This is a genomic window from Pseudomonas sp. 910_23 (genome assembly GCF_052850795.1).
Genome location: NZ_VXCZ01000003.1, coordinates 188,657 through 213,485 on the forward strand (window position 1 = coordinate 188,657; position 24,829 = coordinate 213,485).

Genomic DNA, 24,829 nt, shown 5'->3' on the forward strand with positions numbered 1-24,829 from the left:
GTCTATCCAATAAGCGCAGCGCCAGGGGCGCCGCCGAACGACAACGGGTTGCCCTTGCCAAAGCGGATTTCGCAGTCACTTGGCCGGCCGCCACAGCGATCCAGTGCCGGGTCGTCCACTGGGTTGCCGTCGAGGTCGAACATCTTGATCCCGGTGTAATTGCAGTCCGGGCCGCGGTACTCGCCCCAAAGGCACCATTCGCACCGGTTCATGATCAGGCCGCCCGGCAACCTCTGACCTTTAACGGCAGTCGGAGGGGCCAACGAAAACACCACCTCTTCACGCAACAGGCTGGTGACCTGGTTGATATAGGAGATGTCGAGCCTTTCCATGGTGCTGGCCGTCGGGTTGCCCTCTGGGAAATTCGCAGGGTCTAGGTATTTGACGTAAGTCTGCCGAACCGTCAGCTTGACCCCGCTCATCCCCTGGAAGCGCCGGCATAGCGCTGTAATCGTTCCGTCAATATTGCTGATCTTCAGCATGGGCGTGGAGTTGTTGCCCTCAACGCTGCGCCCAAAGCCGCCCGTTTCGTAAGGCCTGGGCAGGTATGTCTCACCCTTCCAGATGATCGGGGTGGACTGCTGGTGTGCGTGGTACCGCAAGATGCCCATGCCCCGCGCTTCACCATCCAGCTCGATCAATTGGATGATCGCGCCAGGCTCTAGTTTCTGGTCGTCCAGCGTGATCATGGATTGAATACCTGTTGGAAGGTGGTGCTGAGGGTGTACTTCTTGTTGCCGTGGGTTTGCAGCTGCCAGCCTCCGGTGGTTATGAACGCCCCCTGAACCTCAAGCGGCGGGGTCCACAGAAAGTGATTTGCCCCCTTGTGCCGCTTGAAGAACTCCCGGATCGGCTTGATGTAAGCCTCCCCGCCCGTGAAGGAAACGGTGTACGCGCCAGCGACATTGTTTATTCCGACCGATAATCGCTGGCTGTATCCGTTACCGAACTTCGACTCAAGCACGTCAGGCTGATCGTCACCGGAAGAGCCAACCCGGGGCGACCAGTTGAATACCTCTGCCATCAGCTGTTTCTCCGATTGTTTGGATCAAGCAGGCCGTTCTGGCCTTTTTCCTGCTGAATCACCTGCCGGGCGATCTTCGGCATTTCGGAACGGGCGGTGGCCAACAACGCTATACCCATCTGCTCGTATCCTTCGGGAGCATTGACAGCTCCGCCGGATCCATCGCCATTGATGTGCAGGTGAATCTCAGGCGCCGAGCCTGAACCAGTTCCGGGAGCAACAGAAGGAGCAGTGAACGCAGGCGAGATGCCTGGGCTGCCGACGAACCCGCCGGTTGCATAGCCCGGCTTACCGCTACGGTTCAGGCCGATGAGGTAATCCTTCATCCCAGGCTGATCGACCACTTCCTTGCGGATGACGACCTCGCCGCCGTGAACCACCCCCTTCGGCTCAAACTTGCCACCGGGGCCGGTATAGCCACCCTCAGAGAAGCCGGCCAGCGCCATGCCGGCGACCATGCCCGCATTGGCATAGCCCGCAGCAAGCAGCGCCGCGCCCACCGGGATACCGCCCAGAATGGTTAGTTCTGCAGGCGCTTTGGCTGCGGCAATCTGCGCGTTCATGATGATCGATGCCACCGCGAACGCTTTTTGCGCTACAAACAATGCCTTGTACGCGCCGGACTGCTCGCCAGCGATCTTGCCAACCATGTCGGCGGCCTGGCCCGACAGTTCGCTGAAGGTGCCGATCACAGCTACTTTGTAGGCACCCTGAATGTCCGAAAGCCGCGCCTGGTTCGTTTGATTGATCTCGACGACTCGGTCCAGGTACTGCTGCTCGGCGGCAAGCTTCTGCTCGTTGGTGCTTTGCTGGTCGGCCAGGATCTGATCGCGTAGATCTGCCTGCATGGACAACTGCTTGTCGTGCCACTTTTTCAGGGCCGCTTCAGCCTCGGCAATCTTTACCAGCTCACCGGAAGGACCGCCCACCGATGAATCAATGCCACCGAACTCCGGCGCCTCGGTAACAGTGGCTTTCGAGATTGCATCAGCGCCGGCGCGGTAGTCGTCCGAACTTAGCTTCCCTGCTCGATTGGCTGTTTCCAGCACCTGCATCCGTTCTTTCGTGGTGGCCAGCAGCGCCTGCTCTTTCGTTTGCAGTCCAGCCATCAAGCCGTCATAGGCCTTTCTGGCATTGAGCGCGTCGAGCTCGATGGCCTTGCTCTGAAGCATGACCTTGTTCTTTTCCGACAGCTTCGACAGCTCGCCCGTGGTGAGCTCGTAGCGAAGACGCCCTATCTCGGTTGTTTCACCGTAAAGCGCGACCTGCTGGGTGAGGTTGGCGAGCGTTTGCTTGTATGCGTTGGTCAACTGCTCTGTTTGGCGTTGGGCATCCTCGCCTGCCTTTTTCGCCTTTTGCTGCGCCTCCTCTGTTGCTTTGGCTGCATCCTTAGCAGCCGTCTCAGCGGTAAGTAGAATGCGCCAGCCTTCGGCCACCCCTGGGTCAACACCTTCGCGCTGGATTTTCCGATTGAGCTCACCCATCGGGTCGCCGCCGTCGCGAGCAGCATTCAGTCTTTCAACGAGCGTTTTGGTGTAGCTATCCCAGCCCGCAATTGTTTTCGAGTCGGGGCCTTCAATCTTCTTGAGACCTGCGCCGGCCTGTCCAGCGGCAACTGCAACATCGTTCAGGCGGGCGGTGAGCATATTGGCGGCGTCGCCGTAATCGCCGGAGGCTTTGATCGCTTCGCCGTACGCGGATGCAGAAGCATTAATAGCTTTGGTCATCTCCTCGTTTGGGCCGATTGCCGCGACCAACTGCTGACTGGCGGAATCAATATCCTGGCCGCCGGCAATGCGACGATTGAAGTCTGTCACCGCCCGATCGCGCTGGAACGGGTTGGCCGAGTAGGTATCTCCCCACTTGTCATTGCCCTGGGCAGCGGCGCGGATCTCTCGTAGCGCCTTCTGTGCCGCGACCTGTGCGTCCGCCTGCTGCTGGATAACGCCGTCAAGCTTGTACCGCGCCTGCTCTTTGCCAAGCTCGGCAAACTCTTTGCGCAACTCCTCCACGGGGCGCTTTAGGTCGACGGTAGCTTGCCGGGCCTTATCGCTGTTGTCGCGGAACAATAAATAGCTCGCCGCTACGGCGCCGGCGGTAACAGCAAGCCCGGCCGGGCCACCCATTACCCCAAGCAGCGCCGATCCGGCCCGCCCAGCCAGTGATGTCGCGGCTGTTTGGGCGGCTTGCGCGGCGGTCTGCGCGACGGTTGCTTGGGTATCAGCCAGCCTGGCGAGTCGAAGGCGGCTGAGGGCTGCGGTATGACCATCGGTAAATCTTGTCGCTGCGACCTGGGATTCTGCGGCGATCACTTCTGCAGCGGTACGGCGGGCGGCGGCTGTGGCCGCATCAAGCTGGGCGGTAGTCCGGCCAATTTCGGCAGATCGGGCTTCTCGCAAAGCGCCGACCTGATCACGCAACCCCTTAATCAGTTCGCCAGACTTCAGTCCGACATAGGCGGCGCCCGCAGTTAACGCCGACGCAGCCAGTACATCCATGTTCTTTGCAACAAGGTCAATCGCACCAGAGAGAACCGCTGTGCTGCCGGTTGCTGAGTCAGCTCCTCCAATCCACGCCTGGAAGGCATTAGTCAGGGCCGTGGTTGAGCGGCTGACTGAAGGGGGCATTTTGCCGAACTCTTCGTTTAGGACCCCAAGCTGGCTGATCAGCGCTGGCACGAGCTTATCAATAGTGATCAGCCCTTTATCAGCCATAGCCTTAAGCTCGCTCCTAGCAACGCCCATCCCTGCCGCAAGCGCGCGTAGAACACGATCTCCGCTATCAGCGATGGAGTTAAATTCCTCCCCGCGCAGCACGCCCTGGGCAAGTGCTTGAGCAAACTGAGTGATAGAAGAGGAAGCTTCAGCTGAGGTCGCACCGGATACTTGCAGACCCACCGATAATGCTTCTGTAACTCCAAGCACCTCAGATGTTGAATACCCGAATTCACGCATCGATGACGCCGAGCGGCTGAACAAACCGGCATTATCTGAATACGAAGTGCCAGTACGCTGGCTCAGTTCAAACAAGGATTTCTGGCTTACGGCGAAGTCTTCAGTGCTGGTGGTAGCCTGTTTGAGCCTAGCATTTACCTGGTTCCAGGCGTCAGCCTGGTGAACAACGTTGCCCACTGCCAATGCACCAGCCATTGCGGCGGCATAGCTGCCCACTGTGGAAGTGAGAGACTGCATTGCCGCGCCCTGCGCACGCACAGCAGCCTCTTGGGAGCGCCAAGAACTTGTGGCGTCCCGATTGCCTGAGGTGATAGTCCGCAGATAGCTCTGGCCCATACGACCGGCTTTCGCCATCTCACGCTGGTAAGCGCTCGTTTCGGCCGAAACACTCACGATCAGGGATCGAAGGGTTTGCCCCGCCATAGTTTTCTCCAGGCAATAAAAAACCCGCGCGAGGCGGGTCGATGGTCCGGTGTGAAGTTATCTGAACAAGAAAAACAAAATAAGAACTCCGATCACGGCCAAAACAAGGTATGTAGATATTTTGACGCCATCCTCTGCCGCTCGCAACTCACGGCCTTGCGCAACTTCAAATTCATGCTGAGCGGCGCTGGCCTCATGTCGAGCAATGATCAGGCCCTCTCTCGCCTTTTGCTGATCAGCTTCAATCTCGGAACTCAGTAAGGAATCAAAAACCTGACGCTCTTGGTCAGTCATGATCTCTCGGAGTCGATCAATTTCCTGATTGTTCCTTGCAAGCGCCGAATCCGGTACGCCTGTGATCCTGACTTCCCTGGTCACTTCGGCGGCATGCTCATCCAGCAATGCCCTCACTTTCTGGCGATCAAACTCCGTGTACCTAAGCACAATTGGACCTTCACATTTAAAAAATCAAACTCTAGCATCTAGAATGATCTTCACGAACAATTGTTAGCCTCGTTCGCTTTTACCATCAGGAACGCGCGGAACAGTTCCGCTCCCTCCTCCGCCTGCGCCGCCTCATCAACCACAACCGCCGGCTCTTCCTTCCATTTAGGCATCAGGTCGACAGCCGATACTTTCGCGCCCTGGGCCTGAAACACAGACGCCGCAACAATTGATGCCTGGATATCTCCACGAGTATCACTCAATGGCGACTCCTGGTTGTAGGCCATCCAAAGGAACAACTCCTCCGCGCTCATCCTTGAGCGCAGGTCCTGGAGCGTCATGCCAAGCCGGAGGGCAAGAGTCAGCATAAACGCCAACTCCGGCTCCTCCGTCAGTCGTTTCCCGCGGCATCCACCGGGTCTTGCGCGCCAGCGCCGGCCGCTACGCCACTCAGCTCGAAAACCTTGCCGACGAGCCGGTCATGCACTGGGCTGAAGGCATCAGCTACCGAAGGCACGTCCTCGTCCTGGAACACTCGGGCATTGTTCTCATCGAGCAAGGCCCGCACCAGGACGAATGCATAGAGCGGCGAGGAATGAATCTCCACCCGCGGCTCAAGCGGCGCCTCCTCGACACCTTCAGTTGCTGGAGGCTGGGCCGGAAGCCCAGCATCCTGACGGGCTTCAGCAACCGCCAAAGCAGCGCGGCGGCGATACTCAACCCAGTCGCCAGCGCTCAACGCCCTGACCACCACCTGGGCGCCCTCCCACTCGTCGATGGTGAGGCGCTCATGCTTGAAGTTGCGCATCGGGTCCAGTGCCATGGAGCGCAGATCCGCCACGGCGCCGATCTTCGTGCGCGCCATTATGGAGTCACCGGAGGCAGGTCGAAGGACACGGCGCCAGTGATACGCACGTTAAACGTGCCGTTCACGGTACCGTTCGGCGCAGCGTCCCAGGTGAACTGGGTGACCAGGCCAAGGAACGTCGAGGAGGTGCCATCCTTGAACACCGACTTGAAGGCGCGAGGCTCGGCGTCGTCGCGCGCGGTACGCAGGACGGTCTGTGCTTCGTCGTCTGCCTTCCAGTTGCCGGACATGCTGAAGGTGCCGTTGTCAGCCAGGCCCGTGGTGAACTCCTTGGCCACACTGGCGAGCACCGTGGTTTCAATTTCGTCCGACTGGCCGCCCTGGAACTGAGGCTGCTTAATGGTGACGGACAGATCGGCCCAGGTCAGGTCCTCATCCTTGGGGTCCAGGGTGGTGGTTTTAGAAACGCTGAGAGCCGTGCCCTGCGTCTTGACGAACTTCGCTTTCGTTGGAGTTTGAACGGCCATGTGGCCTCCTATGGTTGCAGGGTGTATTCCCAGCTCACGCTGAAAAGTTTGGTGTCGTTCTCGAACACATCCGCTAGGCGGTCTGCGCTGCCGGTGGTGAAGTCAGCGCCATCCGTGGTCATCGCGGTAAAGGCCAGGCCAGCAAGCGTGAGCGCCTCGAGGAAGCTCTCCCCCCATGCGTCGAGCTGAATAGTGAGGTCGCTGGAGCCATCCCATCCGGCGAGCGTGAAACCGGTGGTGGTGCCTACCGTTTGAATCACCAGGCGTGGCTGGGCGGCGTCCACCGGCGCAACGCCGAAGTACACTCGCCCGTCGACCAAAGGCGAAAGCCTGTCGATGAGGGATTTCTCAATCATTGGGGTTACCGGGTGATGGCGTTGTCGATGCCTTCGGCCAGCTTGTCGGCAACGGCCTTTTCGATCTGAGGCAGGCTGCCGTCCCAAGATGGTCGAATAAATGGATGAGCCGGCATCTTCGATGTGCCCAGCTCCAGGAACTTCCAGTAGAACGGTGATTCGTAATCCGTTTTCGAGGTGCGCCCTTTTTTGCCGGGACGCTTGAGCGCCTTGGCTTGCTTGCCGGTTGGATTCTTTACGCGAATGCCGGCAGTAGCGCCGCCAGGCGTGTCTGCCTGTTTCACGCTGACAGCAATAATGTTCTTCTTCAATTTGCCCGTGCGAACCGGTGCCGTGCTCCGGGCCTTGTCCCTGGCCACCCTGGCACCAGCCATAACTGCATCCCTGGCAATCTTGTTGCCCACGGACTTGGCCAGGCGCTCGAAATCGGCCTGCAGCTCACCAAGCCCCAGAACTGTCAGCGATCCGTTGCTCATTTTGGCTTCACCGTTTTGCACATGAGTTTCAGCATGTCGCGCTGGTTGGTGGCCAGCGGCGCGATGATTTCGTAAGTGGTTCCGTCGTGCACCAGGTGCTGGCCCGCCACCACATCCTTGCGGTAGCGGATGTTGATCTCGGCAGTGACCGTGACCTGCATTTGGGACGCGGCCTCGTACATGCGGCCGGAAGGAATGTTGATCTCCGCCCATAGCTTTCCGAGGTCTCCCCAAACTTTCGAGGGCTGGCCGAGGGCATCCTTGCCATCGATGTAGCCGCGGCGCATGCAAGAGTGTCGAAGCGGACCTGCCCTCATTACACACCCAGCTCGACGCGGTAAGGCATCAACATAGACTTGGACCCCATCGGCAACTCGGAAGAGATGGTGCCCACCACAACATCCTCACGATTGCCGTAGAGGTTGCCAGCAATCAACAGGCAGGCAGCACGGATCGATGGGTTGACCAAGATAGGATCAGTACCCGCATCACCTGCGAGGACTGCTGCGGCAAGCGCATCAGCGTCGGCGTAAAACTTGCGATTCAGGTACCGGGCCGCACTATCCTCAGCAGCCTCCAGAACCAGCGCGACATAGGCCTGATCCTCGACCTCCGCCCGTAAGTGCTGCATTGCTACTTCAATCGGGATGATTGTCATGTCAGGCGCCTTTCTTCTTGGCGCCTGGCTTGCCTGTCGCCTTATCACTGGTCAGCGGATCGGTCGAATCTTCCTGCTCGGTCAAATCCACCAGCGGCTCACCGTCGTCATCGCACTCCACGGCGTAGTTTTTTTGCAGAAGCTGACGACCGTGCTGTTCGTCTGTGACAAACATCGAGCCTTCAGACAAGGTTTTACCGCCCAGATAAAGCGGCTTGGTCGTTTTCATCTTCATAGCGCGCTCCGTTGGGCCGCCAGCAGGGCGGCCTATCAGTGGTTTAAGGGGCTTTAGGCGGGGTGAACGAGCCGTAAATGAATGCTTCCGGGCGTTTCACCGCCAGAGCTGCACGCTCCTCGCAACGGATCGAGATCATGTTCTTCTCGAAGTCGTCAGCGTTCTCGGTGGAGATCACCACGTTGGCGTCTTCGCGATCGAACAGCTGCGCACCGGTCTGGAAAGCGCCGGTCAGGAACTTGCCCTGGAAGGCTGCGATCTCGGTTGCCACCACCGGCAGGCCCCACAGCAAGGGACCAGCCAGGCCCAGAGGGTTGGCCAGGATGTAGCGGCCCAGAGAGTCTTTGGTGAGCTCGATCTTCGCCCAGTCGATGAAGTGCAACACGTGACCGGATGCTGGCAGGCGGGCAAGCTGAGCTTGAAGCATGGCCAGGCGCAGATCATCGATGCCGGACTGATTTTCAACGGTAAATGCAGGGTCGAAGGCCGATGCCTGCGGCACGATGCCATGCAGGTGCACGCCGGTGCCGTCACCGAACAGGATTTCCTGCTCTTCGGCATACTTCAGGCCGTAGCGCATTTCGGTATCGATGGTCGATTGCAGTTGTGCAAAGTCATCCAGAATCTGCTTCGACGACTTGAACATATGCGCGATGGTGCTGACCGGGGTGATCTTGGTCGCGAACTGGATGTCGCTGTAAGGCTTCTGAGTGCCCTCAGCCACTACCCTGGCGGCGTTGGTGAAGCCGGTTTGCTGAACCCAGAAGATCGCGGGCGACGTGGTGCGTCCAGGGGCAATGAGGTCGCGGATAAACAGGCGCTGTTTCGGAGCGGCATCAATGCCCGGCAGGCGTTGCGGCTCAACCACACCAGCAGGTACGTTGCCACTCAACAAGGCGGCATGCACCGGGATGCTGATGCGACGATTGCCCTCGATGTGAGCGGAGAATTGCTTCAGCGCTTCGCTTTTGATCACCACCCCTCCCACGGTGTCACGGGAAGCAGCGGCAGTACTGGCAGGGATGCGTGCAAACTCCTGCTCCAGCTCGCCGAGTTGTGCCTTCAGCTGCTTTTCAGCCTCGGTCAAGCTGTTGAACTTGGTGGCCAGTTCGTCGACTGCGTTTTTGGTTTCCGCCGACAAGGAGCCGGCCTTCTTGGCTTCGGTCAGTGCGTTTTCAGCCTGTTTGCTGAATTCGTCGGTTGCCTTCTTGAGCTCGTTGGAGACGTTCTTCAACAGCTCGGCAGTAGTGTCGCTCATGGTTTTTCTCCGGTTTGAATTGCTGCTGCCGAGAACCGCGAAAGCGCAGCTTGTAGTTCGGCAATGGGGTCGGCCAGGTTGGCCGGGGTTGCGGCAGCGTTCTGCTTGCCGGAGGTGGTAGCGCCAGGCGTACCAGCCTTGAGTTCTTGAATGAGGGCGCGGCGCTCGGAGCGCGGCATGCCCTGTTTTGCCAGGATCAGATCCATACGGCGGGCGGCAACCTGGTGCGGCGCCGATGCGCTGGCATCCTCGACGGCGGCGTCAGATGCCAGAAGGCTGTCTGCAAACCCCGCATCGATTGCAGCGGCGCCGCCCATCCAGGTCTCGACGTCCATTAGCTTGCGCATGGCCTCAATGGGGTCACCGGTGCGTACGGCGTAGATATCAGCGAGTGTTCCGTCGATCTGCTCGAGGAAGTCGGCCACCTCTCGAATGTCGTTGCGGTCACCGGCGGCCATGGTCCAGCTGTTGTGAATCATCAGGAAGCCGGCCCGAGCAATCTGGATTTCATCCGCTGCCATGGCGATGAACGATGCGGCCGAGGCTGCCAGGCCGAGGATTTGCACTGTTACCTTGCCTTTGTGTTCACGCAGCAGGTTGTAGATGGCCAGGCCTTCAAACACGTCGCCGCCTGGGCTATTGATCTTCACCGTTACATCGCTGTCACCGATTGATCGCAGCGCGGCACTGATCCGCTTTGCAGTCACGCCCTCGCCCGTCCACCAATCAAACCCTATTGGGTCGTAAATGGTGATGGAGTTGTCGTCCGTGATTGCCGCCTTGATCGATGGATTCCACCGCTCCAAGGCCTTCGGCGTCAGGTCGCAGTGAACCTGCGCGCGCGGCCGAGCCTCCGGCGCCGCCGGAATGGTCTTAAGGGTCATTGGTTACTCCAGGATCAGGCGGCGAGGAGCCGCGGTAGTGATATCAGTGCGTGGGCCATCATTGGCCCGTCCGGGTTTCCGGCATCGAGCGCCTTGTTAGCCAAGTCGAAGGCTTCCTTGATGGCTTCCTTGTCCCCGCTCTGATTTGCCGCAGTGATGCGCAACATGAAGGCGGTAGCCGCCGGCGACATTCCGGCTGACTGTTTGCCGAGTTGGTCAAGCGGCACAAGCGCCGACTGAACAGTGAAGGTATCGCCACCTGGGATTGGAGCCATGTTTTCCAGGCGCCGCACTTCGTTGCGGGACATCCAGCCGTTTTGCAGAGCTGTGTTGTACCAGGCGCCGCGCCCGGCGCTGTCAGCGCGCAGTAGGCCTTCTACCGCAAACTCAGCGAAGAACTCGTCAGCATCAGCCTCACCGATCAAGCACCGGGTGATTTCCTGTTCGATGTTCACCAGTAGCGGGCGCAGACTGTTGGTAAGGAAGTGCAGGTTTTGCGCTTCTACCGAACTGGCCCAGCTGGATTGCTTGTCCATGTGCCCGACCATAAAGGGCGGCACCCGGAACCACCGGCACATCTCTTCAATGCTGAACGATCGCGACTCAAGCATTTGCGAGGCTTCGGGGTTCATTGTGATCCCCTGGTACTTGAGCCCAGCCTCGGCCACCATGATCTTGCCGGCGTTCTTGGAGCCCATGAAGGAACCGAGACTGCTTCGCAACTGCTCGCGCTGCGCCGGGGTTAGCGTCTTGTCGCTGGAGAGTATCCCGGAGGCCTGCATACCCTGGGCAAACACCTTCGCGGCTGCCTCTTCTACCGCCATTGCAGAACCGAATATCTCCTTGCCTGTGGTCACGGGCAGCATCCCGCACACGCCATCCAGGCCAAAGCCGCGGATATGCATCAGGGATTTTTCGGGGATGTCGCGCTCAACTCCGTTCTCGGTGTACGTGTACTTGAGTCGGCCATTTTCCTCGCGTTTGACCCGCATGCACTGCGGCAACAGCGGTACCAGGGCGATGATCCGGCCCGCAAGCATCTTCTTTTCAACGAACGCGTTCCCGCGTAGGCAGATGCTGGCCACCACCAACAGCATGAAGCGTTGAGGGGTCATTTCTGCGTTCGGCACCCGGCATAGCAGCCGATAAAGCGGATGATCAGTAGCTGGCGCCCTTGAGCCATCAGGCAGGCGCCGGTAAAGCTTCAGCGGCAACGTAGATACCGATTCCGAAAGCAAACGCACGCAGGCCCATACCGTGGACAGCTGCATGGCTTTATCAACCGATACGTGCTGTCCACTGACTGAACTTCCGAACCACTCCTGCCAGAACGAACCATCCTTTAAGCCGATGGGCACACCAAGCCAATTTTGAAGAGTGGCCTTGATTCGCCCGGGTTTCTTTTCGCGCGCCATCAAAGCCCCACCATAATTGGATTGTCGAAAAAGCCCTGTAGATCACCGCAACCCACCGGGTTCAGCGCTATGAGCGTTGTTGCGTCGAAGGTAGCCATGAGCGGGTCAATCTTTGCCGACCCGCTCACCTGTTTGTTGATCGCTATCGCGTTGCCAACCGCAACAGTTCTGGCGTTGCCGACGCACCAGGCCATGAGCCGCGTGCCACCGTGCACAAACTCGCCGCCCGCAACCTTGCGCTCTGTGGTTTTGATTGCGCCGTTGAGTCGCCAGCCCTGGGAGATAGAAACAATCTGCTCCATGGTAATGCCGCGATCTTCAGTGGTGAGCTCGTCAACGATATCGCCGATACCGGCCGCATCGACGCCTATTGCCTGCTTGTCAGGCAGTAATCCAGCGTCCCGGACTTCGCAGATGATATCTGCGACCTGCAGGACATCATCACCTGGCCGCTCGACAATGGTCAGATCGCCATCAGCTTCGAAGTCGCGCAGGTTTGAAACGATATCCTTGCGGCGGTCGAGTGCGATCTGGTGGGCCCAGGCGTGCGCCCAGTGCAACCAGCGCCGAGTTTCACGCTCGCGGCCAATCAAACTCAGGCCCAACAAGTCATCAAGGCCGCCGCCATCGATACCTACCACAATCACCTCGGAGCGCCGCAGCAACTCATCAAAGGTGAGCGACTTGTCGCCGGCGGCTTCCCAGTGATCAGCCCCCGCCCACCGGTCGGTCCTTAAGTTCAGACCAATTTCGATATTCAGATGCTTGGCCAGGAACTTCTGCAGGGATCCATCTGAAGTGCCCAGCCTTTTCTTGAGCTGGTCTTCTAGCCACTCCGCACTCACGGAGCGCCCGATGTTCGGGTTGGTGATGTAGAAGTTTTCTGGATTCAGGTATTGCTTGTTAGCGACCATCCGGACCGGGAACTCGTAAAGAACCCCCAGCGTCTTGCAATCCACAACCTTTCCATCACGAACATCGCGCCAGTAACTCAGGCGCTCCTTGAAAACCCCTGCCGGCGGCTCATCACTTTGAGTGGTGAGATAGATGACCCATCCCTCTTCGCGGGAGATCTGTCCGCCTAGGGCCTCCATGAACATCGACTCGGCATTTGCGCGCTTGCCAAACACCCAAAGCTCATCGACCAGCACCTTGCCCGACTTCTTGCCGGAAACGGTGTCAGTGTCAGCCGCAACGACCTTCAATGAGTTCAGGGTGGTTCGGTCCGTGATGGTCCTGGTGTGTTCCTGGATGTGGAACATCGCTGAAAGCTCTTCATCAGCGCGAACCATCCCGGCAGCTGGCTTGAAAGCGTTGTCCGCAACCTCCTTGGTCGGCGCCAGAATCAGATGCTCCTCTTCCTCACGCCAGCAGAGAATCAAGGCAGTGAGCATGATGCCGGCTGCGATGGTGCTCTTCGTGTTCTTCTTGCTGATCAGTAAGCCGAACTCGCGGATCATTTGCTTGCCGGTCTCAGCATCGTAAGCGCCGAAGATGCAGCGAACGTAGTCGAGTACCCACTCATCGCAACAGTCGGCCATCCTTGGCTTGCCCGGCAGATCTGGAACGCGCAACTCCTTGAATATTTGAAGTGCACGCTCCGCTTCTTCTACGAAAATCGGAGGAGGGATAATCGATTTATGGTCGATCAGGCGCTGCTCCCATTCAGGACATGCGGTCGACCATTCCATAGTTAAACCTGCTTACCGTTAGCTGCTACTAATTTGGGCGGGGCCTGCCGGTTGAATTTTCCAGCAGCCTCTTCAGCCGCCTTCTGCTTCCCGTCCTTCTTGCCGCCCTCCGCTTTTTTGACGTGGGTGTATTGGACTGCTGCGATGGCTGCCCTAACCTGAATGGGGCTCGCGTCGAGTTGACCGAGCGCAATCTTGGTCAGCAGGACCAGCATATCCATCTCAGGCGCTGGCACCGGCACCGCCCTCTCGCGCTTCAACGCGCCGCCGTGAGGTTGTGCCTCAAACTCCACAGAGACCGCCGAGGAATTTGCTGATTCCGGCTCGACCTTCTTTTTCCTTCCAGCACCAGGCCGCGCGCCGCCAGAGTTGGGGCGAGCGCCCCCGCTCTTGCCTTTAACGCCTGCCATTTGCTGAATTCCTTTTTCAAAAGTGGGAGAAAATCTACGCGTGAGAGGGGGAGTGGTGTCCGAGACAAAAGGTCGTGAACTTTAGACCCTCCCTCCCCCCTTGTGGCACGCCAGTGGCCCGCTGTGGCACGTCACTGGCGCCATGTGGCACGCCATTGATGTGCAGCACCACCAATCAGCACCGCTGCGCAGTCGACTCGAGCGCGGTCTTGGCTTTGTGGCATGGGATGCATAGCGCTTGGAGGTTGCCATCGTCATCGGTGCCGCCCTGGGCGATATTGATGATGTGGTCTACCTCAAGGTCCTTGGTGGTCAGCCCGCACACCCGACAGGTGTAGTTGTCACGGATCAGGATCGCTTCACGCTTTCGGCGCCATGGCCTACCCCCTCGGCCCATGCCCCAGCTATCAGCGCCGGCGGCCTCAGCAACCGACGAGACCTTGCGGGTAGTGACCGGCGTCAGCCTGGGCTTGAGGCTGGATATCTTTGCCATCACCAACCTCCTGCCATCTTGGCGCCTACTGCCATGCCCGCGATGAACACCAGGACCACCAGCATAGAGCCGATGCTTGGTATGATCGATGCGGGCCGTGGCGTGCGCATGGGTGGCGGTGCTGGTGGCGGTGCGGGGTTTGTGATGATGCAGCGAGCACACTTGCCGCAGGCAGTACCGAGCCGCCAATCACCGCGGCAAACCGTGTTGCTGTAACCAAGGTCCATGGTCACACCTCCAGCGAAATCTTGATCGAGGCCAGGATCACGCCGAGGCAGGCCGGCTTCGATGACTTGGCCAGTTCAACTACCAACGCCTCAACGCGTGCAACCTCGGCCTGCTCATCCGCTGGCATGTCACTGACCATCCCTTTGATCTGGTAGTACTCGGCGCTTACTGTGCTCATGGTGTGATCCTTGATGCGCGCCACGATTTGGCGCATTCGAAAACGTGGCGCGGATTACTTGCTCTGGCTGCGGACGATCTGGGCGTCCACTTGGTCAGCGCAGGTATCCAGCAACTTGATGGCCTTGTCCTTCAGTTCCCACACATCGCCATTGAAGCGAAGGCCTGCCTCATCCTGATCGACCCGTTCGCACGGGATCAGCTCAGGGGCTTCGATTCTTACGGCCTGAGTCTTTGTTACTACCGCCGGCTTTGCCGCGCAGGCCGTCAGGAAGAGGCTGAGCAGCCCAGTCACGAACAGGCTTGCTGTTGCGCTTGAGTTCTTCAAAGTCTTTCCTCGCCTTCTCGGCTTTCTTCTCGCTGGCCTTGATGCGCTGTGCCAGGTCTGCGGTGTACGCCGCGTTGCGAAGTGCTTCGGCGCGCAGCGTGGTGATGGTGGCCTGGCTTTCGTTGTTGGCCTTGACCGCCTCATCCTTGGCCTGGGATTCAATGCGCTTCTCTGCGCGCAGATCCTCGACACGCATCTGCTGGATGCCGACGAGCAACAGGCCAACCAGGGCGACGATGATTGCCACTGCTATCGCCTTCATGCTGAGTCCGCCTTTCTGCCCAGGAACCTGATGATCAGGTCGCGGATCGCTGTCACACCAATGAAGCCGATGGCACCGCCGGCAGCCACTGACAGGCTCGGCGGCCATTCCATCCACTCAATAATGCTGCTGGCTGACAGGCTCAAGGCCCCACACAACAGCGCTTCAAACAAGGTGCGCCAGTAGTTAGGCTCTTTTGCGGCGTACAGCACGCGCAATAGCGTGATCGTGAAGGCCATGATTGCGCCCTGCCACAGTGGATTCGAGAGGACCAGCCAGACCTGGGCCCAAAAGTCGGGGTTTTTCTCAGGCATGTTCGAGGACATCCGGCAGTCCTCCCTTTGGGGGAGCGTGATAGGTCCGGCTCCAGCAGCACTCCCAGCTCAGCGCGATGGGTGTGGTGGAGCCGAAAACGAAAAAGCCCCGGCAAATGCCGAGGCTCAATGTGGGTGGAGATGGAGACCCTGTCAGGTCTCTGTCGTGGCGTTTCCCCCCAGTCCCCACGCTGACTGTTACCCCTGCACGTTGCCGCCGGGCTTTGATCATCTCCAGAAAGCAAAAAGCCCAACTCTAGGGTCGGGCTTTGCTCGCGGAAAAACCGCAAAGTAACTTAAATCTATATATCGTCCCCGGGCCTGTCAAGCAGCCTGACGACGAATATCTAAAGCTCCATCAATCCACGCAACACCCGCCTTCCAGAGCTGCCGCGTCTTCTCTTCCCCGAAGCCCATCTTCTTACCAACCTCCATTAAGGAGCTGTCGAGCCTGGTGTAGTACTTCATCAGCACCTGCCCGCATTCGGGGTAACGCTTGAGCAGCCGCCCCATCAAGCCATCGATCATCAAGGCATCGTCGTCGGTGATCATTGGCGACAGCACGGTGTTCTCGCGGGAGGCGCAGCACGACACGCCGGAGCCCAGTACAACCCAGCGGCCCCAATGCTCAAGCAGATCCTCGGCAGTACGCTCTCTAAAGCTCGGTGTGAAGGCCATGGCTCAATCCCCTGTAAAGTTAGTGCCGCCGGCGCCGCGGCGATTGTTCTGGTCGTAATAGTTGAGAAGGCCCACCGGTTTCAGGTCGCTCTTACTCGCCAGAAACATGTCCTGGGCTGCATTCAGGTTGAAACTCAATTGGGTCACCAAGTCCTGAAGCGAAAGCGGCTCACCGCCATCCGCCCGGACCCAGCCCGAGGCATGGCAGTCGATGCAATCCAGGTGATGGAAGAGACCTTGAATCACTGCCTTTCCCTTGCAAGACTTGCAGTGCTCCAGAGGTATCAAGGTGCGGCGGAAAGCTGGGCCGTGGGACTTCTTCATTTGGCCTCCAGCAGCTGCTTGTACAGCGCGTAGATGTCGTCACCGTCTGAACAATGGGCGGTGTGCCTGACCAGGTGCCGATCACCCGTCGACATCTTCACGTCGAGCACCTGCCAGCCGTTCGAACTGCGGGTCACCATCGAACTGACATCGGCGGAATTCACGGCGAGGCCGGTGCGCCTTTCGAGCAAAATCATCATTTCTAAACCTCGCCGTTAACAAATTGTGGTTCCGGCTCGCAGGCCCCGCCGTTCAAGGCGTCTACGAGGTTTTGCGAATCTTCATATCTAACGCCTGTCTGCTCGTGAATCGCCTTGAAGCCACGCTCATCTAACCAGTTGTGCCACTTCACCAGAGCCAGGCGGCGCTGCTCTTTGGCCTGGGTGTTGATGTAGGTGGAGGCGATCTTGCCCAGGGAGTGGTTGAGCAGCATCTCGCCGATGTGCCCGTCGACGCCAAGGTCAGTCCAGGCAGTGCGGGCCACCTTGCGCAGGTCGTGACTGGTCCAGGCGCCCTGCCCTAGCCGTGTGAATACCGCACTTGCCTGGTTGTCGCTGAGCGGCTTGCCACGGCGTGACGGGAACAGGAAGGCCCCTTCGTATCCCTGGGCGGTCTGGCGGTCACGGTAGCGGCGCAGCAACGCGCATACTTGGTCGGTCAGTGGCACGCGCAGCTCGGTCTTGGTCTTGGTGTGTTCGGCAGGCAGGAACCACTCGCGCTCTGGCAGTGCAATGTCAGCCCACCGCGCCTGGCGGGTTTCGCCGATCCGGGTGCCGTGGCACAGCATCATCAAGGCCAGCACGGCGTCACCTGGTGCGCTGTCGAAACGCTCAGTCAGCAACGTCACCAGATCGGGCAGCTGAACGTCGCGCAGGCGGGCCGGTTTGGGCTGGATGCGCGCCGTGGTGAAATGACTGAATTTGAGTTCTGCCAAGGGATTGACGGGGATCAGGTCGAGCTTGCGCGCCTGACGGAAGGCCATGGCGACAAGGCGAAACAGCTGCTGCACATACGACAGCGACAGTTCCGCCTGGGCCGGCCACATCAGCAGCTTGTCCAAGGTCTGGGCGTTTACGTCGCTGATCAGCAAATCATCAAGGCGCGGCTTGAGCTGGCAGCTGATCGCGGACTTGATCGCGGCTCGGCGCTTGTCCGAAAGCGCGCGCGACTTGGCCATACGCTCAGAAAACCAGTCGAGCAGCTCACCCACGGTTACCCAGCCGGACACACTGGCCGCGCCGTCGGCAGCAACGCGCAGACGTACCGCCGGCAAGGCCGCGATAACCTGCTTGGTGCTCAGGTCGGGAAAGCCACCGATGCGGTGCCATTGGCGCTTGTTGAGCAGATACCAGGAGCCGCGCGTGCGGTTCTTGGCGAAACGGAAGTGCAGCGCCGGGTGGCCGGCGTCCCGCAGATCACGCACATGCTCAAGCTTGGCATTGCGGGCAATCTCGGCATCTGACAGCTTCACCGTCAGGGTTTTGATTTGGGTGTTCAAAACGCGCCCTCCTCCGGATTAAGGAGGTCGATAACCTCAAACGTCGACGGCCACATCTGGCCGCCGTATCGAACTGCCATGGCCCTATCAAAAAAGAGCGCTAGCGCATGATCTGGTGCACTCCCCAGGTCTATCTTGGATGAACAGCAAAACACCGCGTAGCGGTACAGGTCAGGCTTCGGAACCGCAAGGCGGGGATCTGCCATTAGAATTGATCCTTTTGTTTGTAGCGGTCAGCCATGCTGGTGACCTTTGCAGGCTTGGACGGCTCAACCCATCCAGCAGCCAGTTGTTCAAATCGGCTGTACTGCCCGAGGAAGGCAGCACGCACGGTGCCACCGGCGATGTCACGGCCCTTGCCAATGATGATTTCGGCAATGCCCTTCGCTTCGGAATGCTCGTGGTAAACCTCGTCGCGGTAGACGAACAAGATGATGTCGGCGTCTTGCTCAATGGCGCCGGATTCGCGCAGGTCAGAGCACATTGGGCGCTTGTTGGGGCGTTTTTCGCACTCACGCGAGAGCTGGCTGAGCAGAATCACCGGGATGCCCAGTTCGCGAGCCATCAGTTTCGCGGTGCGGGTCATGTGGCTGACTTCCTGCTCTCGGCTGAATGTGCGCGAGTCGGATTCGATCAATTGCAGGTAATCGATCACCATAAGATCCAGTCCGTACCGGCGTTTGTGACGGCGCGCAGCCGCCCGCATCCGGTTCATCGACATTGATGCGCGGTCCGACAGGTACAGACTGGAGTGCTTAAGCTTGCCGGCCGCACTCATCAGCTCGGCGCCGTGGCTGTGGGGAGCCTTCCCGTTCTTGATCAAGTGCAGGGGTATGCGCCCTTCAGACGCCATGAAGCGGTCCATCAGGCCGGTGTTATCCATTTCGAGACTGAACGCCATCACGCTCTTACCCTCACGAATGGCGGCGTTGGACGCGATGTTCATGGCCAGGGTGGTTTTCCCCATGGCAGGACGGCCCGCGATGATGATCAGTTGGCCAGGCTTGAGACCCTGGAGCTTTTCATCCAAGTCGGGAATACCGGTGGATAGCCCGTCAATCTCGTCACCCCGGTCGGCGCGGGCCTGAAGAACCTCGATGTAGTCATCCAAGATGTCCTCTGCCTTGATCACCTCGGATGTGGCCGACTGGCTATCGACCGCCTGGGCTTCGGCCTGAACGGCAGCGACCTTGTCCGCCGTGGACTGGTCGCCATAAGCGATATCGTTGATCCGAACGCTCAGCTCAAGCAGCGATCTATCCAGGCTGCGCTCGCGTACGGTGCCGGCGTAGGAGGCGGCGTTCGCAACGCTTGGAGTGTTACGGGCGATATCGGCGGCGTATGCGAAGGCTGGAGAGCCGCAAGGTAGGTCACCGACATGTGCGCCGATAGTCACGATATCAACAGGCTGACCCGAGCCGTGCAAATCCAGTATGCCGCGATAGATGGCGGCGTTGTCCTCGTAGTAAAAATCCTCGACCGCCAGGTCGGCGCTGAGCAAGTCGATCAACTCGGGACGCAGGAACATCGCCCCTAGCACACCGTGCTCGGCTTCAAGGCTGTATGGATCACGCATTGAAATTACCCTCGATGACCTTCACAAAATTGCCAGGCGCGATGAGCCAGTCAAACACTGCGCGGAACGGCTTGCTGTTTCGCCCTTCTGTCTGGCCCATCAGGAAGGGGCTAGCGGCAACCAACTTGAAAAAGTCCGACCAGAAATCTAGATCCTGGTGAACCACACTCTCATTCCAACGGGCGTTAAGCGTGGCCACACGGCTCTTTGTGATCATCACTACCCGAGGAAGCCCAGGAAGGGTTTCGTTGAACAGATCGACGATGGCCTGAGTTGGGCATTTCGGCTTCGAGGCTTTCGACGGATTTGCATCAGCTCGAGAAGGTGACGGTTCACTTGATGGTTCTATTACGGTTCTGGGTGCGGCTGCTGCGGGGGGGGTACGCTGCTCCTGCGGGGGTGGTGGTGCATCTGCTGCGGGGTGCATCTCCTGCGGGGGTGCGTATGCTGCGGGGGTAAGGGTATACATCGTCGAACGTCCCATGCGCTCACGGAACGACAGAATCCCGGACGTGCCAAGCCACTTAATTGCAGACTGAACAGTGCGCTCGCCCAAGCAAGTGCGCTCAGCGATGCGAGCAATAGAAGGCCAGCAAACACCCTCGTCGTTTGCGTTGTCAGCCAGCGATATCAGGACAGCCTTCTGCGGGCCGCTCATGCCTTGCAACGGCCAGCACAGGCTCATGATGATGGTGCTCATGCGGAAACATCCTGGGCAGGTGCCAGGGATGCTTTCAGGTGACTGAGGCATTCCCGGCGAAATTTGGATTTAGATGCGTGCGAGTACTGGCCGCTGATCATCAAGGCGGCATCCATCGCGGCGGATTGATTTTTGGTGAGGTGTCGTGACACGTTTTCAGAGGTGTCGGAAAGTGTCGCGACATCCCTCGAACTATTGACTGCGGGAGCTTTATTGATCATTATTCACCTCGAAATACAGCTGTACTAAGCCGCCCTGCCAGGCGGTTTTTTTATGCCTGCGATTCAGGCGTTATGGGTGTCCGGCGCATCCGTGGTAGCTTTTTGCTTCCACACGAAAAGGTCACGGAGACCAGACATGACTGAAAGCCGAGTTCTCACCCCTTATGAGATGGGGTTGTCTGCTGCATTGGTGCTGATTGGGAAGGCTCTTGGATCGGTACATGGCGCCGACCTGGATGCTCTGAAAGCCGCAGCAGAACGCCTTCAAACTTCAATGCCCGAAGAGCCAAAGTTGCAAGGCGGTCAAGGCGAGCACCAATCCGCGCTAAGCTCGCTGTTAACGGGGCTGGAGGCCGCTCGTAAGCCCTGAACAGCGGATCGCTCCCAATAACCTTGGAAACCCAGGCGGCGTGCTCGTCTGGGCCTCCATTGACCGGAAAACTTAAATCACTCGCCTTGTCGTCCATCTCTATTCCCTTCCTATGCACTGTATGAATTAACAGCTGATCCAGAGGACTGACGCTGCCCTGTTGCTGAGTAGATAATTGGCCCAACATTTACGCAGCGCCGAGCAATACCTTCCGCGCTAGCGGCACCAGATCGGGCCTGAGCCCAGCGATGGTGATTTCACCGGAAGAAGCGTCCTGTAGACGCTCAGCGAGCTCGGCAGAAGCTTGACGATGGCCGCCCGCCAGCTGTCTGAGGTGACCAACTGTGGTCCCCGCCTTTTTGGCGATCAGCTCGCGCTCTTCAGCAGACTTTTGGGCGAGCCATCCACGCAGATGGTCATTCATAGGTGCCTCTCCGTTTAATATGAAGAGGAATTTAGCTTAGGGCTACATTTTCAGCAAGGATAATTTAGCTGTGAGCATATTTAGCAATGCGCTAAATGGTGGCAATCTTTCGTGCATGGATATCTACGAAATCAGAAAACAAAATCTGCGGACCCTCATCGGTAAGCAGAAGAAAGCCTCCTGCGCAGCGCGCTGGGAAATGAACCCTGCCCACCTCAGTCAGGTACTTTCCAATAAAACACCCAAGAACCTGGGCGATGACGTCGCGCGCCGGATAGAGCGCTTGGAAGGACTCGATTCCGGCTGGTTCGATTCGCTACAGGGCAGTACGGGGGGAGCTGAAGAGCCTGGTCACTCAGGGCTAAACGAGATGCGACTATGGGACGACGGAACCCCTATAGAGAATGATGAAATCTCAGTTCCCTATCTGCGTGAAGTCGAACTCGCCGCCGGCTCCGGGCGCTTTGTTATCGAGGAGGGCGAGAAATCAAGCCTTCGTTTTGATAAGCGCAGCCTGCGTCAAAATGGTGTGCAGTTCGATAAAGCGAGATGCGTAACGGTCCGCGGGAATAGCATGATCCCAGTTCTGCGAGATGGCGCTATTGTCGGCGTGAACACCGCTTGTACGGGCCTTGGTGACGTCGTCGACGGAGACTTGTACGCCATCAACCATAATGGGCAGCTGCGCGTTAAACAGCTCTATCGGCTACCCACGGGTTTGCGAATGCGCAGCTTCAATCGAGACGAACACCCGGACGAGGATTACAGCTATCAAAAGCTACAGGACGAGCAGATCAGCATTCTAGGCCATGTGTTCTGGTGGGGAATGTACGCCCGATAGCACTCACAGCTAAATAAAGGAGCCCGCCATGAGCGGGCTTTTTTGCACGCGGCTAAATTTATTTAGCTCTGAGCTATTGACTGATATTTAGCTTGGGGCTAAATTCACTCCATCGCCGGATAACAACCGGCCAGATGGAAGGCAGCGATGAACCGGCCTCAACGGTTCAGAGGGTTGGCAACTGACCCGGGCGTGCAGCGTAAATCGCCAAGACGAGTTATCCAGCGGGAGAACAAGCCGAAAGGCCCGCGGCTGGACGAACAATTCGATGGGGCCGGCGGCAGCGCCAGTAGCGGGAAGCCGGCAAGCGACACCAGAAGATTTCACGTCAGCGCCTGTATCGGGCGCTTTCGGAAACCAACCGGGAGTCACATTGATGGACGCAACAATCGTCAGCGGCGCATGGAAGGGTCATCTCGGACGCGGCCTTGCGCCAAAGGAAGTTCAGTACCTGCTGGGCACTGCCCAAGGCAAGACAGCCAAGGAGATTGCCCGCCAATTCGACGTGGCGGCCTGCACCGTGGCCAAGCGGCTTTCCTGCGCCATGTTCAAGCTCGGCGTGACCCGCCAGACAGCGGCGGTCGCCGAGGCCATGCGCCGTCAGATCATCTCGCCGATGTGCTTCACCTTGGCGGCCTTGATCGCCATGCACGCAATGATCGGTGATGACGCCATGCGCCGTGACCGCCGGGCACCAGAGCGGCGCACAGCCCAGGTTCGAGTGCTGCGCCAGGCGGAACGGCCAAGCCTCACCGCGTAATCGAAAGCATCACTTCTGCCCATTCACTGAGTGGACAGCGGGATGCGGACGACCAATACCGCTATGCGGCCACCTGCATCAACCACCCACTGGAGAACACCATGCTCCTACTGATCCTGATCGGTGCCACGCTGAGTTTCGAGAGGCCAGAACCTCGAGTGCTCTCAAGCGTGCCAGGCGATCAAGTGCGCCACCACCGCGAGGCCTGGCGATGTACCACCGGGGTCGCGGCGTTCTGGCGCTAACGGTCCCGCCCAAAACTCAAACTACTGCATCCGAGAATGGCCCGAACGTCCAACGGGCCTTTCTTTTGCGCGCGCCTTTATCCGTCAGCACCCTCCCCTGGGCCCACCGGTACATACCAGGCGGTCAGGGTGCTGACGAATAAACGCAACCACAACCAAGGAGTCGGCATGAACCCAGCCATCCAACAAAGCCAAGCCGTTCTGCAGGCCCTGCGGGAACGTGTTTCGCTTTCCACTTCGGAGATGTACATGAAGATCGGTCGCGAACAGCCAGTGAAGGTGCCGCGCTTCAACGTGGTGCCGCTCGGCAAGAACCTGTTCGATGTGGTGGAGCGCTCCACGGGCGTTTCCCGCGGTGCACGTACCGGCCACGACGGTGCTTGCCAGTACGCCGATCAGCTCGAGCGCAACGCTGACTTTTTCAGCGCAGTCACGGCCACGTCGAAGCGCTTCGGATGGCGAATGGTGCGCTGGACGGCCGGCTTCTCGGCGCTGCTTGTGTTGTTCGCCTATTACGGTGCGCAGCCATGATCGGCGAACCAATGCCGGATCCACGGCGCTCGATAATCGACGAGCTGAACCAGCAGATGGAAGCGTTCTTCGGCTCTGGCAAGAAAGCCCAGGTCATCCCGAACGGTGTTGGTGTTGACGGTCCCTACAACGGCACCACGGCGCACCACGAACGCCTGCGCAAAGAACGCGACAAGCTCGCACCGTCCGTACGCGCCGAAGCAGCAAAGGGCGTCGTAGCCAGCGTGGCAGCGAAGAACCTGGGTATGCACATCAAGCGCGTGACGCTGATCGCCCAGGAGAACGGCTTCAAGTTCGCCGACACCCCATGAGGCGCATCAACAACCAGGTGCGACAACGCCGGCGCAAGGCATGGCTTGATTTGCCAGCACATGAAATCGAAGAGGTAGGCCATGGCCGAGGAAGAACAGCAGCCGACGGCGGAAGCGCTGAAGCAGCGACGCAAGCGCGAGAAGGCAGCAGCGAAGGACGCTGCATTGGGCGTCGAGAAGTTTACGGTTGAAGTGGCCGGGGTGTTCAAGGGCGATCTTCGCAAGGTGATGAAGGCCCACGGCATCAACAACCAGCAGGACATTCACCAGCGGCTGATCATTAATCTGATCGCCGCAGACTTCGAAACTCAAGCGCAGATGCTCAAGTGTGTCACGACACCTTTTGTAGTAACTGAAAAGGTGTCGCAGATCATCAAGGCGGCGGGCCTGAAGTCGCTCGCCGACGACCCACCCGAGCCAGACGACGAAATCGAAACACCAGCGTAACCCACCCTACTCGCTGCATCCGGTAACCGGAGGGCGGCGCCTGACTGGAGATAATCTATGAGCAACATTCCTCCGCGCCCGAAGGCCGATAAAGCAATGATCCTCGCGGCTTGCACCGTTGTTGCTGAAAAGATCAATGGGGACGCCGAAACCATCGCCCAGCATTACCGCCGCCACATGGACGGCTTTGAGTTGGCAAAGGAGCTTGATAAGTATGCGTCCTGGGACACTACGCGGGATGACATGGATGCGCTGGACGAGGTCGACTATCTCGTAGATCGGGCCGAAGACCTGGCGGTTAAAGCGTGGGCTGAAGAGTTCAAGCCCGAGCCGCCGCTGCCTATTGGCACCAGGGTCAAACAAGGCGTGATCACACGGATCTACGAGCACACCCCGGCCATGTACTGCGTCAAAGAAGACGGCTGCACCAACGACACCCGCAGCCTACTGATCAAGTTCGAAGACGCCGTAGCCGCCTGAGCCAACGCCCTGCCGGTCACCCGTAATACCCCAACCCAAACCAAATTGCCACCACCGG

39 protein-coding genes are annotated in these 24,829 nt (G+C 58.9%); 9 read left to right on the top strand and 30 right to left on the bottom strand.

The genetic code is table 11. From position 1 onward, the window contains the following. Positions 1–2 precede the first annotated feature (2 nt). The 18 genes from FW800_RS04870 to FW800_RS04955 all read right to left on the bottom strand — a co-directional run bounded on the left by FW800_RS04870 (position 3) and on the right by FW800_RS04955 (position 14,056). Positions 3–689, bottom strand: coding sequence for a phage minor tail protein L (locus tag FW800_RS04870; RefSeq protein WP_262020249.1), 687 nt, complete (start codon positions 687–689; stop codon positions 3–5). Further along, the gene (locus FW800_RS04875; RefSeq protein WP_005785361.1) at positions 686–1,024 is read right to left on the bottom strand and encodes a phage tail protein; all 339 of its coding nucleotides are present in this window, start codon (positions 1,022–1,024) and stop codon (positions 686–688) included. Before FW800_RS04875 ends, FW800_RS04870 begins: the two co-directional genes overlap by 4 nt. Continuing rightward, positions 1,024–4,215, bottom strand: coding sequence for a tape measure protein (locus tag FW800_RS04880; RefSeq protein WP_446437098.1), 3,192 nt, complete (start codon positions 4,213–4,215; stop codon positions 1,024–1,026). The genes FW800_RS04875 and FW800_RS04880 overlap by 1 nt, the downstream gene beginning before the upstream one ends. Before the next feature lie 243 nt (positions 4,216–4,458). Next, entirely contained in the window at positions 4,459–4,803 is a 345-nt protein-coding gene (locus FW800_RS04885) for a hypothetical protein (protein WP_446437099.1), read from the bottom strand. 92 nt (positions 4,804–4,895) lie between these two features. Then, entirely contained in the window at positions 4,896–5,213 is a 318-nt protein-coding gene (locus tag FW800_RS04890; RefSeq protein WP_169868378.1) for a phage tail assembly protein T, read from the bottom strand. 23 nt (positions 5,214–5,236) lie between these two features. Further along, positions 5,237–5,710, bottom strand: coding sequence for a phage tail assembly chaperone (locus FW800_RS04895; RefSeq protein WP_262020252.1), 474 nt, complete (start codon positions 5,708–5,710; stop codon positions 5,237–5,239). Then, positions 5,710–6,180 carry a hypothetical protein gene (locus FW800_RS04900; RefSeq protein WP_446437100.1) on the bottom strand — a complete coding sequence of 157 codons (471 nt, stop codon included), beginning with the start codon at positions 6,178–6,180 and terminating at the stop codon, positions 5,710–5,712. The genes FW800_RS04895 and FW800_RS04900 overlap by 1 nt, the downstream gene beginning before the upstream one ends. 8 nt (positions 6,181–6,188) lie before the next feature. After that, a complete protein-coding gene (gene gp17, locus FW800_RS04905) occupies positions 6,189–6,536 on the bottom strand; it encodes a tail completion protein gp17 (RefSeq protein WP_054898076.1) in 348 nt (115 codons plus the stop codon). Between the two features lie 5 nt (positions 6,537–6,541). Continuing rightward, entirely contained in the window at positions 6,542–7,012 is a 471-nt protein-coding gene (locus FW800_RS04910) for an HK97-gp10 family putative phage morphogenesis protein (RefSeq protein ID WP_262020254.1), read from the bottom strand. Further along, positions 7,009–7,329 carry a phage head closure protein gene (locus FW800_RS04915; protein WP_446437101.1) on the bottom strand — a complete coding sequence of 107 codons (321 nt, stop codon included), beginning with the start codon at positions 7,327–7,329 and terminating at the stop codon, positions 7,009–7,011. The genes FW800_RS04910 and FW800_RS04915 overlap by 4 nt, the downstream gene beginning before the upstream one ends. Next, positions 7,329–7,670 (bottom strand): head-tail connector protein, encoded by a 342-nt coding sequence (locus FW800_RS04920; RefSeq protein WP_446437102.1) that lies wholly within the window; start codon positions 7,668–7,670, stop codon positions 7,329–7,331. The genes FW800_RS04915 and FW800_RS04920 overlap by 1 nt, the downstream gene beginning before the upstream one ends. A 1-nt stretch (position 7,671) precedes the next feature. Then, positions 7,672–7,905: a hypothetical protein gene (locus tag FW800_RS04925; RefSeq protein ID WP_446437103.1), complete on the bottom strand. Its 234-nt coding sequence runs from the start codon at positions 7,903–7,905 to the stop codon at positions 7,672–7,674. Positions 7,906–7,948: 43 nt separating this feature from the next. Beyond that, a complete protein-coding gene (locus FW800_RS04930) occupies positions 7,949–9,163 on the bottom strand; it encodes a phage major capsid protein (RefSeq protein WP_248135663.1) in 1,215 nt (404 codons plus the stop codon). Further along, the gene (locus tag FW800_RS04935) at positions 9,160–10,047 is read right to left on the bottom strand and encodes a head maturation protease, ClpP-related (protein ID WP_446437104.1); all 888 of its coding nucleotides are present in this window, start codon (positions 10,045–10,047) and stop codon (positions 9,160–9,162) included. The genes FW800_RS04930 and FW800_RS04935 overlap by 4 nt, the downstream gene beginning before the upstream one ends. A 14-nt stretch (positions 10,048–10,061) precedes the next feature. Then, a complete protein-coding gene (locus tag FW800_RS04940) occupies positions 10,062–11,462 on the bottom strand; it encodes a phage portal protein (RefSeq protein ID WP_248135665.1) in 1,401 nt (466 codons plus the stop codon). Next, a complete protein-coding gene (locus FW800_RS04945) occupies positions 11,462–13,153 on the bottom strand; it encodes a terminase large subunit (RefSeq protein WP_248135666.1) in 1,692 nt (563 codons plus the stop codon). Before FW800_RS04945 ends, FW800_RS04940 begins: the two co-directional genes overlap by 1 nt. Before the next feature lie 2 nt (positions 13,154–13,155). Continuing rightward, positions 13,156–13,563, bottom strand: coding sequence for a hypothetical protein (locus FW800_RS04950; RefSeq protein ID WP_446437105.1), 408 nt, complete (start codon positions 13,561–13,563; stop codon positions 13,156–13,158). 175 nt (positions 13,564–13,738) lie between these two features. Next, the gene (locus tag FW800_RS04955) at positions 13,739–14,056 is read right to left on the bottom strand and encodes an HNH endonuclease (RefSeq protein WP_446437106.1); all 318 of its coding nucleotides are present in this window, start codon (positions 14,054–14,056) and stop codon (positions 13,739–13,741) included. A gap of 33 nt (positions 14,057–14,089) precedes the next feature. Here FW800_RS04955 and FW800_RS04960 point away from each other — a divergent pair, with 33 nt between their 5' ends. Continuing rightward, on the top strand, positions 14,090–14,272 hold the full coding sequence (locus tag FW800_RS04960; RefSeq protein WP_446437107.1) for a hypothetical protein: 183 nt from the start codon (positions 14,090–14,092) through the stop codon (positions 14,270–14,272). A 13-nt stretch (positions 14,273–14,285) separates the two neighbouring features. On the opposite strand, the gene FW800_RS04965 is transcribed toward FW800_RS04960, so the two are convergent. From FW800_RS04965 to FW800_RS05015, 11 genes are all read right to left on the bottom strand, one after another. Next, a complete protein-coding gene (locus tag FW800_RS04965; RefSeq protein ID WP_446437108.1) occupies positions 14,286–14,462 on the bottom strand; it encodes a hypothetical protein in 177 nt (58 codons plus the stop codon). 202 nt (positions 14,463–14,664) lie between these two features. Continuing rightward, positions 14,665–15,051 carry a hypothetical protein gene (locus FW800_RS04970; RefSeq protein WP_446437109.1) on the bottom strand — a complete coding sequence of 129 codons (387 nt, stop codon included), beginning with the start codon at positions 15,049–15,051 and terminating at the stop codon, positions 14,665–14,667. After that, complete coding sequence (locus FW800_RS04975; RefSeq protein ID WP_446437194.1) at positions 15,048–15,365, bottom strand: phage holin, lambda family; 318 nt, start codon at positions 15,363–15,365, stop codon at positions 15,048–15,050. Before FW800_RS04975 ends, FW800_RS04970 begins: the two co-directional genes overlap by 4 nt. 324 nt (positions 15,366–15,689) lie before the next feature. After that, complete coding sequence (locus FW800_RS04980; protein WP_032903592.1) at positions 15,690–16,043, bottom strand: antiterminator Q family protein; 354 nt, start codon at positions 16,041–16,043, stop codon at positions 15,690–15,692. Between the two features lie 3 nt (positions 16,044–16,046). Beyond that, positions 16,047–16,367 (bottom strand): hypothetical protein, encoded by a 321-nt coding sequence (locus FW800_RS04985; protein ID WP_262020266.1) that lies wholly within the window; start codon positions 16,365–16,367, stop codon positions 16,047–16,049. Next, positions 16,364–16,567 carry a hypothetical protein gene (locus FW800_RS04990; protein ID WP_446437110.1) on the bottom strand — a complete coding sequence of 68 codons (204 nt, stop codon included), beginning with the start codon at positions 16,565–16,567 and terminating at the stop codon, positions 16,364–16,366. Before FW800_RS04990 ends, FW800_RS04985 begins: the two co-directional genes overlap by 4 nt. A 2-nt stretch (positions 16,568–16,569) precedes the next feature. Then, positions 16,570–17,865: a tyrosine-type recombinase/integrase gene (locus tag FW800_RS04995; RefSeq protein ID WP_446437111.1), complete on the bottom strand. Its 1,296-nt coding sequence runs from the start codon at positions 17,863–17,865 to the stop codon at positions 16,570–16,572. Further along, positions 17,862–18,071, bottom strand: coding sequence for a hypothetical protein (locus FW800_RS05000; protein ID WP_034117627.1), 210 nt, complete (start codon positions 18,069–18,071; stop codon positions 17,862–17,864). Before FW800_RS05000 ends, FW800_RS04995 begins: the two co-directional genes overlap by 4 nt. Beyond that, positions 18,071–19,441: a replicative DNA helicase gene (gene dnaB / locus FW800_RS05005; RefSeq protein WP_446437112.1), complete on the bottom strand. Its 1,371-nt coding sequence runs from the start codon at positions 19,439–19,441 to the stop codon at positions 18,071–18,073. Before dnaB ends, FW800_RS05000 begins: the two co-directional genes overlap by 1 nt. Continuing rightward, positions 19,434–20,141, bottom strand: a complete 708-nt coding sequence (locus FW800_RS05010; RefSeq protein ID WP_446437113.1) for a helix-turn-helix domain-containing protein — start codon at positions 20,139–20,141, stop codon at positions 19,434–19,436. The genes dnaB and FW800_RS05010 overlap by 8 nt, the downstream gene beginning before the upstream one ends. Then, a complete protein-coding gene (locus tag FW800_RS05015; protein ID WP_446437114.1) occupies positions 20,138–20,362 on the bottom strand; it encodes a hypothetical protein in 225 nt (74 codons plus the stop codon). Before FW800_RS05015 ends, FW800_RS05010 begins: the two co-directional genes overlap by 4 nt. 136 nt (positions 20,363–20,498) lie before the next feature. Here FW800_RS05015 and FW800_RS05020 point away from each other — a divergent pair, with 136 nt between their 5' ends. Further along, positions 20,499–20,732, top strand: coding sequence for a hypothetical protein (locus FW800_RS05020; RefSeq protein WP_446437115.1), 234 nt, complete (start codon positions 20,499–20,501; stop codon positions 20,730–20,732). Positions 20,733–20,919: 187 nt separating this feature from the next. Here the strand turns inward: FW800_RS05020 and FW800_RS05025 are convergent, their stop codons facing one another. Next, positions 20,920–21,156 carry a hypothetical protein gene (locus FW800_RS05025; protein ID WP_034134188.1) on the bottom strand — a complete coding sequence of 79 codons (237 nt, stop codon included), beginning with the start codon at positions 21,154–21,156 and terminating at the stop codon, positions 20,920–20,922. 199 nt (positions 21,157–21,355) lie between these two features. Between FW800_RS05025 and FW800_RS05030 the strand changes: the two genes are divergently transcribed. The 7 genes from FW800_RS05030 to FW800_RS05060 all read left to right on the top strand — a co-directional run bounded on the left by FW800_RS05030 (position 21,356) and on the right by FW800_RS05060 (position 24,771). After that, positions 21,356–21,997, top strand: coding sequence for a S24 family peptidase (locus FW800_RS05030; protein WP_198863357.1), 642 nt, complete (start codon positions 21,356–21,358; stop codon positions 21,995–21,997). Between the two features lie 376 nt (positions 21,998–22,373). Next, positions 22,374–22,757, top strand: coding sequence for a LuxR C-terminal-related transcriptional regulator (locus tag FW800_RS05035; protein ID WP_446437116.1), 384 nt, complete (start codon positions 22,374–22,376; stop codon positions 22,755–22,757). Between the two features lie 101 nt (positions 22,758–22,858). Beyond that, entirely contained in the window at positions 22,859–23,002 is a 144-nt protein-coding gene (locus FW800_RS05040) for a hypothetical protein (RefSeq protein ID WP_228309439.1), read from the top strand. 168 nt (positions 23,003–23,170) lie between these two features. Then, the gene (locus tag FW800_RS05045) at positions 23,171–23,533 is read left to right on the top strand and encodes a hypothetical protein (protein WP_446437117.1); all 363 of its coding nucleotides are present in this window, start codon (positions 23,171–23,173) and stop codon (positions 23,531–23,533) included. Continuing rightward, positions 23,530–23,844 (top strand): hypothetical protein, encoded by a 315-nt coding sequence (locus FW800_RS05050; RefSeq protein WP_446437118.1) that lies wholly within the window; start codon positions 23,530–23,532, stop codon positions 23,842–23,844. The genes FW800_RS05045 and FW800_RS05050 overlap by 4 nt, the downstream gene beginning before the upstream one ends. An 81-nt stretch (positions 23,845–23,925) precedes the next feature. Continuing rightward, a complete protein-coding gene (locus FW800_RS05055) occupies positions 23,926–24,291 on the top strand; it encodes a hypothetical protein (RefSeq protein WP_446437119.1) in 366 nt (121 codons plus the stop codon). Positions 24,292–24,348: 57 nt separating this feature from the next. Continuing rightward, entirely contained in the window at positions 24,349–24,771 is a 423-nt protein-coding gene (locus tag FW800_RS05060; RefSeq protein WP_446437120.1) for a hypothetical protein, read from the top strand. Positions 24,772–24,829 lie beyond the last annotated feature (58 nt).

What these genes read in the sequence shown, in the direction of transcription:
- FW800_RS04870 (WP_262020249.1), bottom strand. Translation starts at nt 689, where the DNA reads ATGATCACGCTGGACGACCAGAAACTAGAGCCTGGCGCGATCATCCAA.
- FW800_RS04875 (WP_005785361.1), bottom strand. Translation starts at nt 1,024, where the DNA reads ATGGCAGAGGTATTCAACTGGTCGCCCCGGGTTGGCTCTTCCGGTGAC.
- FW800_RS04880 (WP_446437098.1), bottom strand. Translation starts at nt 4,215, where the DNA reads ATGCAGTCTCTCACTTCCACAGTGGGCAGCTATGCCGCCGCAATGGCT.
- FW800_RS04890 (WP_169868378.1), bottom strand. Translation starts at nt 5,213, where the DNA reads ATGCTGACTCTTGCCCTCCGGCTTGGCATGACGCTCCAGGACCTGCGC.
- FW800_RS04895 (WP_262020252.1), bottom strand. Translation starts at nt 5,710, where the DNA reads ATGGCGCGCACGAAGATCGGCGCCGTGGCGGATCTGCGCTCCATGGCA.
- FW800_RS04900 (WP_446437100.1), bottom strand. Translation starts at nt 6,180, where the DNA reads ATGGCCGTTCAAACTCCAACGAAAGCGAAGTTCGTCAAGACGCAGGGC.
- gp17 (WP_054898076.1), bottom strand. Translation starts at nt 6,536, where the DNA reads ATGATTGAGAAATCCCTCATCGACAGGCTTTCGCCTTTGGTCGACGGG.
- FW800_RS04910 (WP_262020254.1), bottom strand. Translation starts at nt 7,012, where the DNA reads ATGAGCAACGGATCGCTGACAGTTCTGGGGCTTGGTGAGCTGCAGGCC.
- FW800_RS04915 (WP_446437101.1), bottom strand. Translation starts at nt 7,329, where the DNA reads ATGAGGGCAGGTCCGCTTCGACACTCTTGCATGCGCCGCGGCTACATC.
- FW800_RS04920 (WP_446437102.1), bottom strand. Translation starts at nt 7,670, where the DNA reads ATGACAATCATCCCGATTGAAGTAGCAATGCAGCACTTACGGGCGGAG.
- FW800_RS04925 (WP_446437103.1), bottom strand. Translation starts at nt 7,905, where the DNA reads ATGAAGATGAAAACGACCAAGCCGCTTTATCTGGGCGGTAAAACCTTG.
- FW800_RS04930 (WP_248135663.1), bottom strand. Translation starts at nt 9,163, where the DNA reads ATGAGCGACACTACTGCCGAGCTGTTGAAGAACGTCTCCAACGAGCTC.
- FW800_RS04935 (WP_446437104.1), bottom strand. Translation starts at nt 10,047, where the DNA reads ATGACCCTTAAGACCATTCCGGCGGCGCCGGAGGCTCGGCCGCGCGCG.
- FW800_RS04940 (WP_248135665.1), bottom strand. Translation starts at nt 11,462, where the DNA reads ATGGCGCGCGAAAAGAAACCCGGGCGAATCAAGGCCACTCTTCAAAAT.
- FW800_RS04945 (WP_248135666.1), bottom strand. Translation starts at nt 13,153, where the DNA reads ATGGAATGGTCGACCGCATGTCCTGAATGGGAGCAGCGCCTGATCGAC.
- FW800_RS04950 (WP_446437105.1), bottom strand. Translation starts at nt 13,563, where the DNA reads ATGGCAGGCGTTAAAGGCAAGAGCGGGGGCGCTCGCCCCAACTCTGGC.
- FW800_RS04955 (WP_446437106.1), bottom strand. Translation starts at nt 14,056, where the DNA reads ATGGCAAAGATATCCAGCCTCAAGCCCAGGCTGACGCCGGTCACTACC.
- FW800_RS04960 (WP_446437107.1), top strand. Translation starts at nt 14,090, where the DNA reads ATGCCCGCGATGAACACCAGGACCACCAGCATAGAGCCGATGCTTGGT.
- FW800_RS04965 (WP_446437108.1), bottom strand. Translation starts at nt 14,462, where the DNA reads ATGAGCACAGTAAGCGCCGAGTACTACCAGATCAAAGGGATGGTCAGT.
- FW800_RS04970 (WP_446437109.1), bottom strand. Translation starts at nt 15,051, where the DNA reads ATGAAGGCGATAGCAGTGGCAATCATCGTCGCCCTGGTTGGCCTGTTG.
- FW800_RS04975 (WP_446437194.1), bottom strand. Translation starts at nt 15,365, where the DNA reads ATGCCTGAGAAAAACCCCGACTTTTGGGCCCAGGTCTGGCTGGTCCTC.
- FW800_RS04980 (WP_032903592.1), bottom strand. Translation starts at nt 16,043, where the DNA reads ATGGCCTTCACACCGAGCTTTAGAGAGCGTACTGCCGAGGATCTGCTT.
- FW800_RS04985 (WP_262020266.1), bottom strand. Translation starts at nt 16,367, where the DNA reads ATGAAGAAGTCCCACGGCCCAGCTTTCCGCCGCACCTTGATACCTCTG.
- FW800_RS04990 (WP_446437110.1), bottom strand. Translation starts at nt 16,567, where the DNA reads ATGATGATTTTGCTCGAAAGGCGCACCGGCCTCGCCGTGAATTCCGCC.
- FW800_RS05000 (WP_034117627.1), bottom strand. Translation starts at nt 18,071, where the DNA reads ATGGCAGATCCCCGCCTTGCGGTTCCGAAGCCTGACCTGTACCGCTAC.
- dnaB (WP_446437112.1), bottom strand. Translation starts at nt 19,441, where the DNA reads ATGCGTGATCCATACAGCCTTGAAGCCGAGCACGGTGTGCTAGGGGCG.
- FW800_RS05010 (WP_446437113.1), bottom strand. Translation starts at nt 20,141, where the DNA reads ATGAGCACCATCATCATGAGCCTGTGCTGGCCGTTGCAAGGCATGAGC.
- FW800_RS05015 (WP_446437114.1), bottom strand. Translation starts at nt 20,362, where the DNA reads ATGATCAATAAAGCTCCCGCAGTCAATAGTTCGAGGGATGTCGCGACA.
- FW800_RS05020 (WP_446437115.1), top strand. Translation starts at nt 20,499, where the DNA reads ATGACTGAAAGCCGAGTTCTCACCCCTTATGAGATGGGGTTGTCTGCT.
- FW800_RS05025 (WP_034134188.1), bottom strand. Translation starts at nt 21,156, where the DNA reads ATGAATGACCATCTGCGTGGATGGCTCGCCCAAAAGTCTGCTGAAGAG.
- FW800_RS05030 (WP_198863357.1), top strand. Translation starts at nt 21,356, where the DNA reads ATGAACCCTGCCCACCTCAGTCAGGTACTTTCCAATAAAACACCCAAG.
- FW800_RS05035 (WP_446437116.1), top strand. Translation starts at nt 22,374, where the DNA reads ATGGACGCAACAATCGTCAGCGGCGCATGGAAGGGTCATCTCGGACGC.
- FW800_RS05040 (WP_228309439.1), top strand. Translation starts at nt 22,859, where the DNA reads ATGCTCCTACTGATCCTGATCGGTGCCACGCTGAGTTTCGAGAGGCCA.
- FW800_RS05045 (WP_446437117.1), top strand. Translation starts at nt 23,171, where the DNA reads ATGAACCCAGCCATCCAACAAAGCCAAGCCGTTCTGCAGGCCCTGCGG.
- FW800_RS05050 (WP_446437118.1), top strand. Translation starts at nt 23,530, where the DNA reads ATGATCGGCGAACCAATGCCGGATCCACGGCGCTCGATAATCGACGAG.
- FW800_RS05055 (WP_446437119.1), top strand. Translation starts at nt 23,926, where the DNA reads ATGGCCGAGGAAGAACAGCAGCCGACGGCGGAAGCGCTGAAGCAGCGA.
- FW800_RS05060 (WP_446437120.1), top strand. Translation starts at nt 24,349, where the DNA reads ATGAGCAACATTCCTCCGCGCCCGAAGGCCGATAAAGCAATGATCCTC.